General features: G+C 72.6%; 11 protein-coding genes. 4 read left to right on the top strand and 7 right to left on the bottom strand.

All coding sequences use genetic code 11. The annotated features are described in order from the left end of the window. The first annotated feature begins 60 nt into the window (after positions 1-60). The 3 genes from ACSU6Z_RS24280 (at position 61) to ACSU6Z_RS24270 (ending at position 2,731) form a co-directional block, all read left to right on the top strand. A complete protein-coding gene (locus ACSU6Z_RS24280) occupies positions 61-1,281 on the top strand; it encodes an FAD-dependent oxidoreductase (protein WP_437048703.1) in 1,221 nt (406 codons plus the stop codon). Beyond that, positions 1,268-1,648 carry a lipocalin-like domain-containing protein gene (locus tag ACSU6Z_RS24275; protein WP_437048701.1) on the top strand — a complete coding sequence of 127 codons (381 nt, stop codon included), beginning with the start codon at positions 1,268-1,270 and terminating at the stop codon, positions 1,646-1,648. Before ACSU6Z_RS24280 ends, ACSU6Z_RS24275 begins: the two co-directional genes overlap by 14 nt. A gap of 315 nt (positions 1,649-1,963) precedes the next feature. Continuing rightward, positions 1,964-2,731, top strand: coding sequence for a class I SAM-dependent methyltransferase (locus ACSU6Z_RS24270; RefSeq protein WP_437048700.1), 768 nt, complete (start codon positions 1,964-1,966; stop codon positions 2,729-2,731). Positions 2,732-3,009: 278 nt separating this feature from the next. Here ACSU6Z_RS24270 and ACSU6Z_RS24265 read toward each other — a convergent pair whose 3' ends face one another. Then, entirely contained in the window at positions 3,010-3,882 is an 873-nt protein-coding gene (locus tag ACSU6Z_RS24265; RefSeq protein WP_437048698.1) for a LacI family DNA-binding transcriptional regulator, read from the bottom strand. Then, the gene (locus ACSU6Z_RS24260) at positions 3,879-6,362 is read right to left on the bottom strand and encodes a glycoside hydrolase family 2 protein (RefSeq protein WP_437048696.1); all 2,484 of its coding nucleotides are present in this window, start codon (positions 6,360-6,362) and stop codon (positions 3,879-3,881) included. The genes ACSU6Z_RS24265 and ACSU6Z_RS24260 overlap by 4 nt, the downstream gene beginning before the upstream one ends. Positions 6,363-6,518: 156 nt before the next feature. On the opposite strand from ACSU6Z_RS24260, the gene ACSU6Z_RS24255 reads away from it, so the two are divergent. Then, positions 6,519-8,702 (top strand): alpha-galactosidase, encoded by a 2,184-nt coding sequence (locus ACSU6Z_RS24255; protein ID WP_437048694.1) that lies wholly within the window; start codon positions 6,519-6,521, stop codon positions 8,700-8,702. Between the two features lie 279 nt (positions 8,703-8,981). Here the strand turns inward: ACSU6Z_RS24255 and ACSU6Z_RS24250 are convergent, their stop codons facing one another. The 5 genes from ACSU6Z_RS24250 to ACSU6Z_RS24230 form a co-directional block, all read right to left on the bottom strand. Next, positions 8,982-9,890, bottom strand: coding sequence for an ABC transporter ATP-binding protein (locus ACSU6Z_RS24250; RefSeq protein WP_437048692.1), 909 nt, complete (start codon positions 9,888-9,890; stop codon positions 8,982-8,984). Then, positions 9,887-10,858 carry an ABC transporter ATP-binding protein gene (locus ACSU6Z_RS24245; RefSeq protein WP_437048690.1) on the bottom strand — a complete coding sequence of 324 codons (972 nt, stop codon included), beginning with the start codon at positions 10,856-10,858 and terminating at the stop codon, positions 9,887-9,889. The genes ACSU6Z_RS24250 and ACSU6Z_RS24245 overlap by 4 nt, the downstream gene beginning before the upstream one ends. Then, positions 10,855-11,856 (bottom strand): ABC transporter permease, encoded by a 1,002-nt coding sequence (locus ACSU6Z_RS24240; RefSeq protein WP_437048689.1) that lies wholly within the window; start codon positions 11,854-11,856, stop codon positions 10,855-10,857. The genes ACSU6Z_RS24245 and ACSU6Z_RS24240 overlap by 4 nt, the downstream gene beginning before the upstream one ends. A gap of 15 nt (positions 11,857-11,871) precedes the next feature. Beyond that, positions 11,872-12,861, bottom strand: a complete 990-nt coding sequence (locus ACSU6Z_RS24235; RefSeq protein WP_437048687.1) for an ABC transporter permease — start codon at positions 12,859-12,861, stop codon at positions 11,872-11,874. Between the two features lie 67 nt (positions 12,862-12,928). Then, on the bottom strand, positions 12,929-14,617 hold the full coding sequence (locus ACSU6Z_RS24230) for an ABC transporter substrate-binding protein (protein ID WP_437048685.1): 1,689 nt from the start codon (positions 14,615-14,617) through the stop codon (positions 12,929-12,931). Positions 14,618-14,730: the final 113 nt, after the last annotated feature.

Genomic DNA, 14,730 nt, shown 5'->3' with positions numbered 1-14,730 from the left:
GACCAGGGCTCGAGCGCCCGCGGGCACCTTCGCGGCCACGGCGTCAGGAAGGAGCGTGCGGTGAGAGTCGAACAGGCCGACGTGTGCGTGGTCGGAGGTGGACCCGGAGGGCTCATGGCCGGCCTGCTGCTGGCCCGGCAGGGCGTGCGGGTCACCGTCCTGGAGAAGCACCCGGACTTCCTGCGGGACTTCCGCGGTGACACGGTCCACCCCTCGACGCTGCGCGTCATGGACGAACTGGGACTGGTCGACGACTTCCTGAGACTGCCTCACGCCAAGGCACCGGCCATGACGATGGACACCGCCGCCGGACCGTGCGTCTTCGCCGACTTCAGCCGGCTGCCCGGCCGGTTCCGTTTCATGGCGTTCATGCCGCAGTGGGACGTGCTCGACTTCCTGGCCGGAGCCGGCCGGACCCGGCCCGGTTTCCGGCTGGAGCGGCAGGCCGAGGTGACCGGCCTGGTCAAGGAGGGCGGGCGGGTCTCCGGGGTCGTCGCGAAGACCCCCAACGGTCCGCTCGAGGTGCGGGCCAGGCTGGTCGTCGGCGCCGACGGGCGGCGCTCCGTCGTCCGCGAGGCCGCCGCGCTGCCGCTGGCGGGCGACGCGGCCCCGATGGACGCCCTGTGGTTCCGGCTCAGCAGGCACGAAGGGGAAGTCGTCCCCACCATCAAGGCCCGCGCCGGCTACCTGGTGGTGGCCATCAACCGCCAGACCTACTGGCAGGCTGTCCAGATGATCCCCAAAGGCGGATACGACGCGGTGCGCGGCGCGGGGATCGAGCGGTTCCGCGCCGATGTCCGGCGCGCCCATCCCGGCTTCGCGGCACGACTCGACGAGGAGATCCGCGACTGGGACGACGTCAAGCTGCTCGACGTCCGGATCGACCGCCTGCGCCGCTGGTACGCCCCCGGTGTGCTGTGCATCGGTGACGCGGCCCACGCCATGTCACCGGCTGGCGGCGTCGGCATCAACCTGGCGGTGCAGGACGCCGTCGCCGCGGCGCGGATACTCGGCCCGGTACTGCGGGCCGGGCTCACCCCGGGGAGGGAACATCTGCGGGCCGTGCAGCGCCGCCGCCAACTGCCGATGCGCGTGGTCCAGTTGGCGCAGCTCCACCTGCTGGGGGACCTCTATCCCAGTGCCCACCGCAAGAGCACCGACCGACCGCTGGTGGTCCGGCTGAACCGGCTCCTGCCGTTCTTCCCGCACCTGATGGCCCGGCTGATCGCCATCGGCGTGCGCCCCGAGACCGTGGGGGTGGCTCCCGATGTCCGCGGCTGAGCTGCTGGGCCGGTGGCAGCTCGTCTCCTACCACGACGAGGACGACCGGGGCCGCACGAGCGAGGGACCGCTCGGCCCCGAACCCTACGGGCTGCTGTACTACGCGGACGGCTACATGTCGGTGAACATGGCGCGCGGCACCCCCGCGCCCGGCGCCGTCGCCTACATGGGATACGCGGGCGGCTGGCGCCGTACCGCGCCCGACACCGTCGTCCACGCCATCGAGGTGTGCTCCAACCCGGCCTGGGCCGGCACCGAGCAGACCCGCACCCTGTCGCTCGACGGCGACGTACTGACCCTGCGCGGGCACGCCGTCGTCGACGGCCGCGTGCAGCAACGGGTGCTGACGTGGAAGCGCGCGGACTGACCGGGCACCCGCAAGCTCGGCGCGGGCGGAGCGCGGCCGTCGTCGTCCACCTCGCACAGCGGCGTCCCGCCGCGCGCCGGGCGCGGTGCGACGGGCCGGCCGCGGTCCGCGCGGCCGTCCGCGACTCCCGACGCCCTCGCCCTGTGGCGCCGCGCCTGACCCCCCGGTCGTCGAGGGGCGGTCGCCGGCTGATCCCGCGGTGTTCCGGTCAGCGCGGCGAAGAACCGGCGGAGCAGCCGTGTGCCCCGCCCCGGCGGGGGCGGAAAGCCGGTAATCCCGTTGCGGAACCGGTGGCCCCTCCGCTCGGATACCTCCATGACTGCTCATGACGGTCGTGCACACCACGTGGAGCGGAACCGGCGCTACTGGGACGACGAGGTGGCCGCGTGGCACGGGCCGCTCGCCCGCGACCACTGGTCGCAGGCGGAACCGCGCTGGGGACTGTGGGCCACCCCCGAGTCGCGGGTCCGCGTGCTCCCCGACGACCTGGCCGGGATGTCCGCCATCGAGCTGGGGTGCGGCACCGCCTACGTTTCCGCTTGGCTGGCCGCGGCCGGGGCCCGCCCGGTCGGGATCGACCTGTCGGAGAAACAGCTCGCCACGGCTCGCGCGATGCAGGCGGAGTTCGGCGTCGGCTTCCCCCTCGTCCTGGGCGGGGCCGAGGCGGTGCCCTGCGCCGACGACACCTTCGAGCTGGCGATCAGCGAGTACGGCGCCTCGCTGTGGTGCGACCCCTACCGGTGGATCCCGGAGGCCGCCCGGCTTCTCGTCCCCGGCGGGCTGCTGGTGTTCATGCGCTACTCGCCACTGTTCGCGCTGTGCGCACCGCCCGAGGGGCAGGCGTCCACCACCCTGTCCCGCGCGCAGTTCGGCCTGGACCGGCTGGACCGGGGAGATCACGTGGAGTTCGTCCTGCCGCACGGCGAGATGCTCCGCCTGCTCCGGTCCTGCGGCTTCGTCGTCGAGGACCTGATCGAGATCCAGGCGCCCCGGCCCGCGCACCGGGACTACGCGGAGGTTTCCGCCGACTGGGCCCACCGGTGGCCCAGCGAGGAGATCTGGAAGGCCCGGCTGTCGGGCTGACACCGGCCCGCCGGGTCACCGCGCCGAAGGGGGCCGGCGCGCCGTCCCCGCCGCTCCCGTCGCCCGGCACCGCCGTCCCGGTCCGTGGCGGCGTCCGGCGCCGGGTGGCGTGCGGCCCGCGCGGATCCGGCGCGGTCCGGGCGGCGACCGGTCCGTCGCCGGGCGGAGCGGTCACCCGGCGGTGGGCACCGTCCCGGCTGCCCCGGGGCCACGGCACGTCCCGCACCGGCCGCGGGCGGACCCGGTGCCGCTCCGCGCCCGTCCGCCCGGCAGGCCCGTCACTCCGCCCGGGCGGGCGCGGGACCCGTCGTTCCGCGTTGCACGAAGTGGGCCGTCGGGGACCAGCGTTCCGTGGCGGGCCGCCCGTCGATGTGGTCCAGGGCGGCTTCGGCGACCAGTACGCCGAAGCGGTGCACGTCGACGGTCATGGTCGTCAGCGGCGGCGAGGCCAGCCGGCACAGGGTGGAGTCGTCCCAGGCGATCAGCGACAGATCGGCGGGAACCTCCAGGCCCAGGTCCTTGGCCGTGGCCAGGCCGGCGACCGCCATCACGTCGTTGTCGTAGAGGATCGCCGTCGGACGGGGGCTGCGCCCGAGCAGTTCGGCGGTGAGCCGGGCCCCGCACTCGGCCGTGTAGTCGCCGTCGACGACCACCGCCTCGACGCCCGCCTGCCGGCACGCCTCCTCCTGGGCCGCGGTGCGGGCCCGGGTGTGCAGCAGCGTCCGCGGTCCCGCGACGCGGGCGACGACGCGGTGCCCGAGTTCCGCGAGCCGGGCCACGGCCTCGCGGACGGGGCCGCCGTCGTCGGTGCGCACGGCCGGCAGTGCGGGGTCCTCCCGCCAGGTGCCGACGAGGACCGCCGGCAGGCCCAGCTCGCGCAGGACGGCCGGCCTGCGGTCGCCCTCGGTGAGGTTGACCACGGCCACCGCGTCGACCAGGCCCCCCTCGGCCCAGCGGCGGTAGGCGGCGATCTCCTCCTCGTACGTCGGGACGACGTGGAGCAGCACCGACATGTCACGGGCCACCAGGCGCTCCTCCACGCCGGTGATGAACTCCATGAAGAAGGGCTCCACGCCGAGCAGGCGGGTCGAGCGCGCGAGGACGAGGCCCAGGGCGCCCGGCCGGGAGCGGTCGCGGTGGGCAGGGGTCATCCGGTCTCCGGTGTCGCGTGGCAGAGGCTGTTCACGGAGCGCAGCACGGGCGCGGCGGTCAGGACAGCGGGGTCGAGGGTCTGGCCGGTGCGGACGTGGAAGGTGTGGGTCTCGCCCGGCAGCAGGGTGACCAGCATGTCGTCGACGACGGCGTCGGGGGCGACGTGGTCGGCCAGTACGGCGGCGTCGCGGACGAAGGAGGTGGCCCGTACGTCGACGCGGTAGCCGCCCGGCACCGCGTGCGCCTGCGCGCTCAGCGCGTCGGGCCGGTAGGCGAGGTCCCGGTCCTCGCAGAAGGTGTGGACGGCGCGTACGTCCTCCGAGGACGCCACGAGTACCTCCTGCCTGACCTCGTCCGGTGTGAGCAGCGCGTCGTCCGGTTCCACGAGCACGACCGAACGGGGGCCCACCCGGAGGTCGACTTTAGCACCGGCCAGGACGACGCCCTGGAGTGTCAGGCGGTCGAGCGACAGGCGGCCGGTCCAGGTCTCGTCGGTGTCGTTGACCGCGGCGACGACGAGCCTGCCCCGGCGGGGCTGGAAGGTCAGCATGCGCGGGGCGTAGGCCCTGCGCAGCGCGTACCACAGCGGCTTGGGGCGCTCGTCGCTGTCGACGGCCGCCCAGGAGGTGACGGGCCAACAGTCGTTGAGCTGCCACACCAGCGTGCCGGCGGTCCGGGGCCACCAGGAGCGGAAGTGCTCGACGCCGAAGGCGACGGCGCGGGCCTGGTTGAGCTGCGTGGCCCAGTGCCAGTCGGTGAAGGAGCGCGGGGTCGGCAGGTGCGGGGCCATGCCGCGCTCCAGCTTGCCGTTCCCGTCCTCCGCCTTCTGGTGGAGCAGGAAGGCGGGCGAGGTGGGGCCGAGGGGCTCGTCGTGGATCCAGCGGGTCAGGGTGGCCCAGGTCGGCGGGCCCTGGAAGCCGAACTCGGAGCAGAAGCGCGGGACGTGGTCGCGGTAGGCGGTGTAGTCGAGCCGGTTCCACACCTCCCACTCGTGGCGCGTGCCGTGGTCCTCGTCGTTGGGGTGGGTGCCGCCGACCGGGGCGCCGGGGGTGTAGGGGCTGCCGTCGGCGTAGGGCGTCGTCGGGTCGAGTTCGGCGACGATCCGCGGCAGCAGGTCGGTGTAGTAGCCCAGCCCCCAGGTGCGGCCGGCCAGTTGCCCGGGCCAGCCCCAGTCGGCGTAGCCCCAGAGGTTCTCGTTGCCGCCGTTCCACAGGGCCAGGCTCGGGTGCCCGGCCAGCCGGGCGACGTTCTCGCGCGCCTCGGCCTCGACCTCGCCGCGCAGCGGCTCCTCCTCGGGGTAGGCGGCGCAGGCGAAGGGGAAGTCCTGCCAGACGAGCATGCCGCGTTCGTCGCACACGTCGTAGAAGTCGTCGGTCTCGTAGATGCCGCCGCCCCAGACGCGCAGCATGTTCATGTGGGCGGCGCGTGCCTGCTCGACGCGGCGTTCGAGGCGTTCGCGGGTGATCCGGGTCAGGAAGTGGTCGTCGGGGATCCAGTTGGCGCCCTTGGCGAAGACGCGGGTGCCGTTGACGACGAAGGTGAAGGGGGTGCCGGTCTCGTCGGGCGTGGTGTCGACGGTGATGTTCCTGAAGCCCACGCGCCGGTCGGCGGTGTCCAGGGGGTCGCCGTGCCCCTCGGCCGCGGCGAGGGCGACACGGAGGTCGTACAGGGGCTGGTCGCCGTAGCCGGCGGGCCACCACAGCCTGGCGTCGGGCACGGTGAGCCGGAGTACGGCGGTGGTGTCGCCGGCGGCGAGCACGGCGCGCGCCCGGGCCCCTCCGGCCTCGGCGGTGAGCACCAGCTCCGGTCCGTCGGCCGCGGCCCGTTCGACGTCCGCGTGCACCTCCACCACTCCGGTGCCGTCGGGTTCGACGCTCACCAGGGGCCGGACGCGCTCCAGTCGTGCCGTGTGCCAGCGTTCCAGGCGGACGGGCTTCCAGATGCCGGCGGTCTGCAGGTCGGGGCCCCAGTCCCAGCCGAAGCTGCACGCCATCTTGCGCACCATGTTGAACGGGTGGGGATAGACGTGCTCGCGGCGGCCGAGCGCCGCTTCCGTCTCCTCGGCGTACTGGAGGGCGGAGGCGAAGTCCACGGTGAGGTCGTTGGCGCCGTCGACGAGGTGGGGGCGGACGTCGAAGCGGTAGCCGCGGTGCATGTTGGCCGTGGTGCCGACCGGCCGGCCGTTGAGGGTGACGGCCGCGACGGTGTCCAGGCCGTCGAAGACCAGGTCCACGCGCTCCCCCGCCCGCGCGGCCGCCGCCTCGAAGGTGAGGCGGTACCGCCAGTCGGTGTGGTGCATCCAGACCAGTTCCTCCTCGGCCCGGTCGAGGTAGGGGTCGGGTATGAGGCCCGCGGCCATCAGGTCGAGGTGCACGCTGCCGGGCACCTCGGCCGGCACCGTGCGCCCGCGGACGGCGTCCGGCACCGGGCCGCGGGTCGCGCTCAGGAGCCAGCCCTCGTGCAGGGTCGTACGCGCCATGTTCACTCCCGTCGGATCGAAGCCCGCGGCCGGGACATCCGTCATCGCCGGACCCTGGTGTCCTCCGGACGGGGCCGTTAGGCTCGCGAGCATTGTTACGTCGCTGAATTAAGTAAGTCAACGACACGTGAACGCCCACCCCGAGGAGGCGCCGCCGTGCCAGCCGATTCCCTCACCTCCACGTCCGATCCGGTCCATCTGCGCGCCGCGGGCACCGCTGTGGTCCTGGACTTCTCGGGGGGCACCCTCCCGCGCGTCCTGCACTGGGGGGCCGACCTGGGAGACCTGTCCGCGGCCCACCTCCACGCCCTGCGGCTGGCGTCGCTGCCCCAGCCGGTCGGCTTCTCCGTCGACCGTCCCGTCGAGGTCTGCGTGCTGCCCGAGCAGTCGGCGGGCTGGCTGGGCACGCCGGGGCTGGTGGGCAACCGCGGCGGTGCGGACTTCTCCTCCGCCTTCCGCGTCACCCGGACCGAACTCGCCGCCGACGGGGGCACCGGCGGCGAGCGCCACGGCACCGTCGTCGTGCACGCCCGCGACACGGCGGCGGCCCTCGGCCTGGCGCTGACCATCGAGCTGACGCCCGAGGGGCTGGTGCGCCAGCGCGCCACCGTGACCAACCTCGCGGACACCCCGTTCGCCGTGGACGCGGTCAACCTCACCCTGCCCGTTCCGGCCGCCGCCGTGGAGCTGCTCGACTTCACCGGTCACCACCTGCGCGAACGCAGCCCCCAGCGCACCGCCTTCACCCAGGGGCTGCGGGTCCGCGAGAACCGCAGGGGCCGCACCGGCTTCGACGCGGCGTACCTGCTCGCGGCCGGCACCCGGGGCTTCGGCAACCGCAGCGGCGAGGTCTGGGCCGTGCACACGGCGTGGTCGGGCAACCACCGCACCTTCGCCGAGCGCACCTACCACTCCGTCGCGCTGCTCGGCTCCGCGGAACTGCTGCTCTCCGGCGAGGTGTCGCTCGGGCCGGGCGAGAGCTACTCCACGCCCTGGCAGTACGGCGCCTACGGACGCGGCCTGGACGAGGTGTCCGCCCGTTTCCACCGCCACCTGCGGGCCCGCCCGCACCACCCGTCCTCGCCCCGGCCCGTGGTCGTCAACACCTGGGAAGCGGTCTACTTCGACCAGGACCTGGACCGGCTCAAACGGCTCGCGGACGCGGCGGCCGCGGTGGGCGCGGAGCGGTTCGTCCTGGACGACGGCTGGTTCGGCGCACGGCGTGACGACCGCCGGGCGCTCGGCGACTGGTACGTCTCCGACGAGGTCTGGCCCGAGGGGCTCGGTCCGCTGACGGACCATGTCACCGGGCTCGGCATGGAGTTCGGGCTCTGGGTGGAACCGGAGATGGTCAACGAGGACTCCGACCTGGCCCGCGCGCACCCCGACTGGATCATGGCCACCGGCGGCCGGCTGCCCGGCGCCGCCCGCCACCAGCAGGTCCTGGACCTGGCCCGGCCCGAGGCGTACGCGTACATCCTCCAGCGGCTGGACGACCTGCTGACCACCTACCCCGTCTCCTGTCTGAAGTGGGACCACAACCGCGACCTCGTCGAGGCCGGGCACCAGCCCGGGGGGCGGGCCGGTGTGCACGACCAGACCCTGGCCGTCTACCGGCTGCTGGACGAGCTGCGTTCCCTGCACCCCGGCGTGGAGATCGAGTCCTGCTCCTCGGGCGGCGGCCGGGTGGACCTCGGCATCCTGGAGCGTACGGACCGGGTGTGGGTGTCCGACTGCATCGACGCCCTGGAGCGGCAGCAGATCCAGCGGTGGACCAACGCCCTCGTCCCGCTGGAGCTGATGGGCACGCACGTCGGCTCGCCCGTGTCCCACACCACCGGGCGCGGCCACCCGCTCGACTTCCGGGCCGGCACCGCGCTGTTCGGTCACTTCGGCATCGAATGGGACCTGACCTCCGCCGCGCCGGAGGAACTGGACCGGCTGGCGCGGTGGGTGGCCCTGTACAAGGAACTGCGTCCGCTGCTGCACTCGGGGACCGCGGTCCACGGCGACCACGCCGATCCGGCCCTCCAGGTGCACGGAGTGGTCGCCGGGGACGGGTCCGAGGCGGTCTACGCGCTGGTCGCCGGCGGCACGTCCGAGGTCTGCCCCGCCGGTCCGGTGCGGCTGCCCGGCCTGGACCCGCACGCCGTCTACCGGGTCCGTCCGCAGGCCCCGGGGGACGTGCCGGACGGCATCGCGCACCACTGGGGCATCCGTCTTCCCTGGTGGAGCGAGGAGGGCGTGGAGCTGCCCGGCTCCGTGCTGGCGGAGGCCGGGCTGCAGGCGCCCGTGCTGTATCCGGAGCGGCTGGTCCTGCTGAGGGCGACGCGCGTGTAGCCCCGCCGGACCGCGAGGGGCCCGGGCCGGCCGCCCGCCGCGGCGCGGGTGCGTCCCGTGCGGCGCGGACGGGCGCCGGCGGTGGTGCCGGGGTGCCGGTGGCTGCCGGGAAACCGCCCCCGTCCGAGGACTCGGTCTCGGCCGGGGGCGGTTTCCGCGTCGGCGCGGGGTGCGCTGGCGGGGCGCCGAGGGAGCGGCCGGGCAGGCCGGGGGCGGCCCGGACGTCAGGTCGATCCCGTGCCCGTCCGGATCGGCGGTTCGCCGGTGCTCTCCACGGCGTCAGGCCTCCGCCGTGGCGCCGAGGGCGCCGGGCTCGGTGTCGACGTCGATCCACCGCCGGGCGTCGTGGTCGTACGTGAGGTGGTCGCGGTCGGAGGCCGCCTTCGGTTCGGGCTCCGCCGAGCGCAGCCGGCCGCGCAGCTCGGGGTTGGGGGCGGCGGCGGCCAGGGTCTGGGTGTAGGGGTGCTGCGGGTTGAGGATGACGTCGTCGGCCGGGCCGCGCTCGACGATCCGCCCGCGGTTCATCACGAGGACGCTGTCGGAGAAGTGCCGTGCGGTGGCCAGGTCGTGGGTGATGTAGAGCACCGCGAGCTCGTCCTCCCGCTGCAGCCTGGCCAGGAGGTTGAGGACGCCGAGACGGCTCGACACGTCCAGCATGGAGACGGGCTCGTCGGCGACGATCACCTGTGCTCCGGGCGCGAGGGCGCGGGCGATGGCGACGCGCTGGCGCTGGCCGCCCGAGAGTTCGTGCGGGCGCCGGTCCACGAGGCCGGCGGGGAGGTTCACGCGCTCCAGGAGCTGCGCCGCCCGCTCACGGACCTGTTCGCGTCCTTTCGCCCGTCCGTGCAGCACCAGGGGCCGGGCCAGGTGGTGTTCGATGCTGTGGAAGGGGTTGAGGGAGGCGAACGGGTCCTGGAAGACCATCTGCACATGGTCCCGGTAACGGCGGTCGTCGACCCGCGCCCCGTCCGGGCCGACGGCGGCGATGGTGCCGGACGTGGGCTTCTCCAGGCGGGCGATCATACGGGCGACGGTGGACTTGCCCGAGCCGGAAGCCCCGACGAGGGCGACCGTGCGGCCCGGCAGCAGCGTGAAGCCGACCCGGTGGACGGCCCGCAGCCGGGTGCGGCGCAGGCCGGACCTGAGCGTGAACTCCTTGACGAGATCGCGTACTTCCAGCGTGGTCATCGGGCACCCCTGTGGGAACGAACCTGGTCGTGGTCTGCCGTGCCGGGGCCGGCGGGCTCCGCGTCGGGCACGGTCTCCCGGGCGGCCGGCGTACCGTCGCGCAGGAAGGCCCCGCGGTCCCCCGTGAGGCTCGGGAAGGAGTCCAGCAGCCGCCGGGTGTAGGGATGGCGCGGCTGCCGGTAGACCGCCTCGGCGGTGTCGTACTCGACGATCTCGCCCCGCAGCATCACCGCGATGCGGTCGCTCAGTTCAAGCAGCAGGGGCAGGTCGTGGGTGATGAAGACGACGGCGAAACCGAGTTCGTCGCGCAGCCGGAGGATCTCGCGCAGGATGCCGCGCTGCACCAGCACGTCGAGGGCGGTGGTGGGCTCGTCCATGATCATGACCTGGGGGTCGAGCAGCAGGGCCATGGCGATCATCACGCGCTGCCGCATGCCCCCGGAGAGCTCGTGCGGGAAGGAGTCCATCCGCCGGGGGTCGACACCGACGAGTTCCAGCACCTCGGCACAGCGCGCCCTGCGCTCCTGCCTGGACATGCCGGGGCGGTGCGTGGTGAGCACGTCCTCCAGTTGCGCCCGTACGGAGACGACCGGGTTGAGGGCGTTCATCGCGCCCTGGAACACCATGGACAGCTTCGACCAGCGGAACCTGCGCAGTTGCTCGGCGGGCAGGGCGAGCAGGTCGAGGTCCCGGCCGTCACGGTCGTGGAAGGTGACCGATCCGGAGGTGACTTCGGCGGGCCAGTCGTGGAGGCGGTTGACGGCGTAGGCGAGGGTGCTCTTGCCGCAGCCGGACTCGCCGGCCAGGCCGAGGATCTCGCCCCGGTGGAGCGTGAGGGAGACGTCCTTGACGGCGTGCACGGGCGGGTCGCTCCGGTACACGACGTTCAGGTCCCGCACCGTCAGCACCGCTTCCTGGGTGCCCGTCCCGGCTGCCGTTGCGGACGTCGACGACGGATTCCGGTTCATGCGGCGGTGCTCCTCACGGCGTGCTTCCGGCTGCTCCCGGAGGTGCCCCGGGCCGCCCGCTTGCGGCCGGGCCGGCGCAGCCGCGGGTTGATGATCTCGTCGAGGCTGAGGTTGACGAGGGCGAGCCCGCATCCGAAGGCGGCGATGATCAGGCCGGGCGGCACGAACCACCACCACGCCTCCCGCTGGAGCGCGAAGCCGTTCTGCGCGAAGTACAGCATGGTGCCCAGCGTGGAGGAGTTGGAGGCGCCCAGGCCGAGGAAGGACAGGCCCGCCTCGCTGAGGATGGCGGCGATCACCGAGAAGACGAACTGCGAGGCCAGCACCGGCAGCAGGTTGGGCAGGATCTCCACGCAGACCACGCGCCAGGGCTTCTCCCCGGCGACCCTGGCCGCGGCCACGTAGTCGCGGTTGCGCAGGGAGAGGGTCTGGGCGCGCAGGACGCGTGCCGCCGCGGCCCAGCCGGTGAGGGCCAGGACGAGGGCGATGGTCCACGATCCGCGCTGGTCGGCGGGGACGAACCCCGAGATGACGATCACCAGCGGAAGACCGGGGATGACCAGCATGACGTTGGAGAACAGCGAGAACGCCTCGTCGACAACGCCGCCGAGGTAGCCGCCGATCACACCGAACACGGCGGACAGGGCCGTGGCCATGACGCCGACGAGCAACCCGATCTGCAGCGATCCCCGCGTGGCGTGGGTGAGCTGGTCGAGCACGTCCTGGCCGGTCTGGGTGGTGCCCAGCCAGTGGTCACCGCTCGGTGCGGTGAGGCCGATGTCGCGGATGGCGTCCGGATCGCCTGCGAACACCGGCCCGATGAGGCCGAACAGCGCGATGGCAACCACCAGGCCGAGGCCGACGGCCAGCTTCGGCGTCCAGGCCGGCAGCATGGCGCGCCAGCCGGTCCGCCGGACGGGGGGCGGGGGCACCGCGCCGGCCTCGGCACCGGGCGGCGGGTCCTCCAGCCCGCTGGAGGGAGGGATGACACTCGTCACGGACGGTCCTTCCGCTCAGTTGCCCGCTCGGGTGCGGGGGTCGATCAGCCCGTAGAGCAGGTCCACGAGCAGGTTGGCGCCCAGGACCGCGACGGTGATGACCAGGAAGATGCCCTGCATCAACGCGTAGTCGTTGTTCTCGACCGCCTGCAGCAGCCGGCCGCCGATGCCGGGATAGGAGAAGACCTGCTCGGTCATCACCGATCCGGACACCACGAAGCCCAGGGAGGTGGCGAACCCCGCGACCGAGGGCAGCGCCGCGTTGCGCGCGGCGTAGCGGATCATGATGCGGCTGCCCCGCAGGCCCTTGGCGCGTGCCGTGAGGATGTAGTCCTCGGCCGCGGTGGACACCATCATGTTGCGCATGCCCAGCAGCCATCCGCCCACGGAGGAGACCACGATGGTGAGCGCGGGCAGGATGCCGTGGTAGACGGCCGAGGAGATGAACGGCCAGTTCCAGCCCATGGACAGGGACACGTCGTATCCGCCGAGCAGCGGGAACCAGTGCAGCGTGGAGGAGAGCAGGGCCGCCAGGATCAGGGCCAGCCAGAAGTAGGGCACGGCCGCCAGCACCGTGGTGCCCGGGATGACCGAGTCCAGCCAGGTGCCCCGTTTCCAGCCCGCCAGGGTCCCGAGGACGAGGCCGAGGACGAAGGAGATCAGTGTCGCCAGTCCGATCAGGACGATCGTCCAGGGCAGGGACTGACCGATCACGTCCGACACCTTGGCGGGGTACGCGCTGACCGAGACGCCGAAGTCACCGCGCAGCATGTTCCCCAGGTAGGAGAAGTACTGCTGTGCGAGCGGCTCGCTGCGGTCGGCCCCGAGGAGGAGCTCGTAGGACCTGCGGACCGCCGGGTCGACCGTGCCGCCACGCTGCTGCAGCTTCGCCATCAGGATGTCCACCGGGTTGCCCGGCATCATCCTGGGGATGAAGAAGTTCAGGGTGACGGCCGCCCACAGGGCGACGAGATAGAAACCGGTCTTGCGGGCGTAGTACCTCATCGGCCGTTGCCGATCATGGGGCGCTCCTCCTCGACGGGCTCGGTCATGTCCGCTTCCCTCACTTCCCTCACTTCCCTCGCTTGGCGGGCTTGAGGTGCAGGAAGATCTGGGAGTTGTCGGGCCGGCTCCAGACCGCCGGGAAGGCGTAGAGGTCGTCCTCGGTGGGCCAGCCGGTGAACTTGCTCGCGTTGAACTCGCTCGTGGTGCCGCCGGTGAGGACCGGGATGTACGGCATCGACTTCTCGATCTCGGTCTGGATGGTGTCGTAGTGCGGCTGCCGGGCGGCGGTGTCCTGCGGTTCGATGGCCTTCAGGGCGTCGAGGGCGGCGTCCACCTCGGCGTCCTCGAACCGGGCGAAGTTGGGGTTGGCGGCCTGGCCGACCGGTGCGGTGGTCCTGGCGGAGAAGAAGTAGCTGTACAGGTAGAAGGGGTCGGGGGCCGGCCCCTGGTACAGCGAGTCGATGAGCAGCTGGTACTGGCCCCGGCCGCGGGCGTCGGACCACTCGTTCCAGGACGACTGCTGCACGGTGAGCTTGATGCCCGCCTTCTTCAGCTGCTCCGCGAGCGTGGTGACCGCGGTGATGTAGTCGGTCCATCCGGAGACGACCTTCACCGTGAGGGCCAGTTTCCTGCCGTTCTTGGCGTAGATGCCGTCGGAGCCCTTGGTGTAGCCGGCGTCCCGGAGCAGGCGGGCGGCCTTGTCCACCTGCGGCCGCATCGGCGCGACGCGGTCCGTGAGCTTGTCGGACACCAGCGCCTTGTCGCGTTCGGGCAGGGCGAAGCCCGGTGAGATCTCACTGGCGGTGTTCTCGAAGGCCAGCGCGTTGAGCTGGGTGCGGTCCATCGCGTAGTAGATCGCCCTGCGCACCGCCGGGTCGGTCTGCGGTCCCGAGCAGCCGAGGTCGGTGTCGGCGCAGGTGAACAGGGCGACCTGGTTCATCGGCACCGTGACGGCCTTGTAGCCCGGGTAGTTCTTCTCGACGTTCGCGATGTCGGGGACGGGCCCGGTCTGCCAGTCGATCCGGCCGGCCTTGAGGGCGTCGGCGCCCGACTGGTTGCCGGAGAGCGCGACGAAGCGGACCTTCTTCAGCGCGGGAGCGCCCCCGTAGTAGTCCGGGTTCGCCTCCAGGGTGAACGCCTGCGGCTTGAACTCGGCCAGCTTGTACGGCCCGGTGCCCACCGGGTTCCTCATCACGTCCTCGGTCGGCTTGGCGATCTTCGACCAGATGTGCTTCGGCACGATCCAGAACTTGCCGAGGATCTGCGGGCCTTCACTGAAGGACGGTTTGTCGAAGGTGACCTTCACATGGGTGGCGTCGACGGCCGTGGCGGTGCCGGAGTACCCCGTGCTGTTCATGCCGGGGTTCTTGCGGATCATGTCGAAGGTGAAGACGACGTCGTCCGCGGTGAACTTCCGCCCGTCGCTCCACTCGGCGTCGGACCGGAGGGTGATCGAGAGTTCGGTGCCCCGCTCGTTCCAGGAGAACGCCGTGCCCAGCCGCGGCGCGGGTGCTTCCTTGCGCGTGAGGTTGTAGAAGAACAGCGGCTCGAAGATCGTGCCCGGACCGTCGATCACGGTCGGCGAGTACGGGTTGAAGTTGATCTGGTAGTCGCCGCTCTGGCCCGTGTAGGCGACCAGCGTGTCGGAGTCGCCGCCGCCGGCGCCGCCACCGGAGCCGCACCCCGTGAGGACGAGGCCGAGGGCCGCGGCCCCCGCGATGCCGACGCGGCGCCACTCACTACGAATCCTGGACATATTGGCCACTCTCCCGAGGCGGTCCCTGCCGGACGGCCGGGGCTCCCGGAGCCGCCTCGTGGAGGCCGGGAACCACGCGTGTGTGGCGAGATTGTTAAGCTGGTGAAGAAAGA

Origin of the sequence: Streptomyces sp. enrichment culture (assembly GCF_964273145.1) — a bacterium.
Taxonomy (GTDB): Bacteria; Actinomycetota; Actinomycetes; order Streptomycetales; family Streptomycetaceae; genus Streptomyces.
Note: the sequence above shows the minus strand (reverse complement) of the source record. Positions and strands in the feature narration are given on the sequence as shown.

Bases quoted from the DNA above. Each gene is read 5' to 3' on its own strand.
- ACSU6Z_RS24270 (WP_437048700.1), top strand. From the start codon at position 1,964: ATGACTGCTCATGACGGTCGTGCACACCACGTGGAGCGGAACCGGCGC.
- ACSU6Z_RS24275 (WP_437048701.1), top strand. From the start codon at position 1,268: ATGTCCGCGGCTGAGCTGCTGGGCCGGTGGCAGCTCGTCTCCTACCAC.
- ACSU6Z_RS24235 (WP_437048687.1), bottom strand. From the start codon at position 12,861: ATGAGGTACTACGCCCGCAAGACCGGTTTCTATCTCGTCGCCCTGTGG.
- ACSU6Z_RS24245 (WP_437048690.1), bottom strand. From the start codon at position 10,858: ATGAACCGGAATCCGTCGTCGACGTCCGCAACGGCAGCCGGGACGGGC.
- ACSU6Z_RS24265 (WP_437048698.1), bottom strand. From the start codon at position 3,882: ATGACCCCTGCCCACCGCGACCGCTCCCGGCCGGGCGCCCTGGGCCTC.
- ACSU6Z_RS24230 (WP_437048685.1), bottom strand. From the start codon at position 14,617: ATGTCCAGGATTCGTAGTGAGTGGCGCCGCGTCGGCATCGCGGGGGCC.
- ACSU6Z_RS24250 (WP_437048692.1), bottom strand. From the start codon at position 9,890: ATGACCACGCTGGAAGTACGCGATCTCGTCAAGGAGTTCACGCTCAGG.
- ACSU6Z_RS24260 (WP_437048696.1), bottom strand. From the start codon at position 6,362: ATGGCGCGTACGACCCTGCACGAGGGCTGGCTCCTGAGCGCGACCCGC.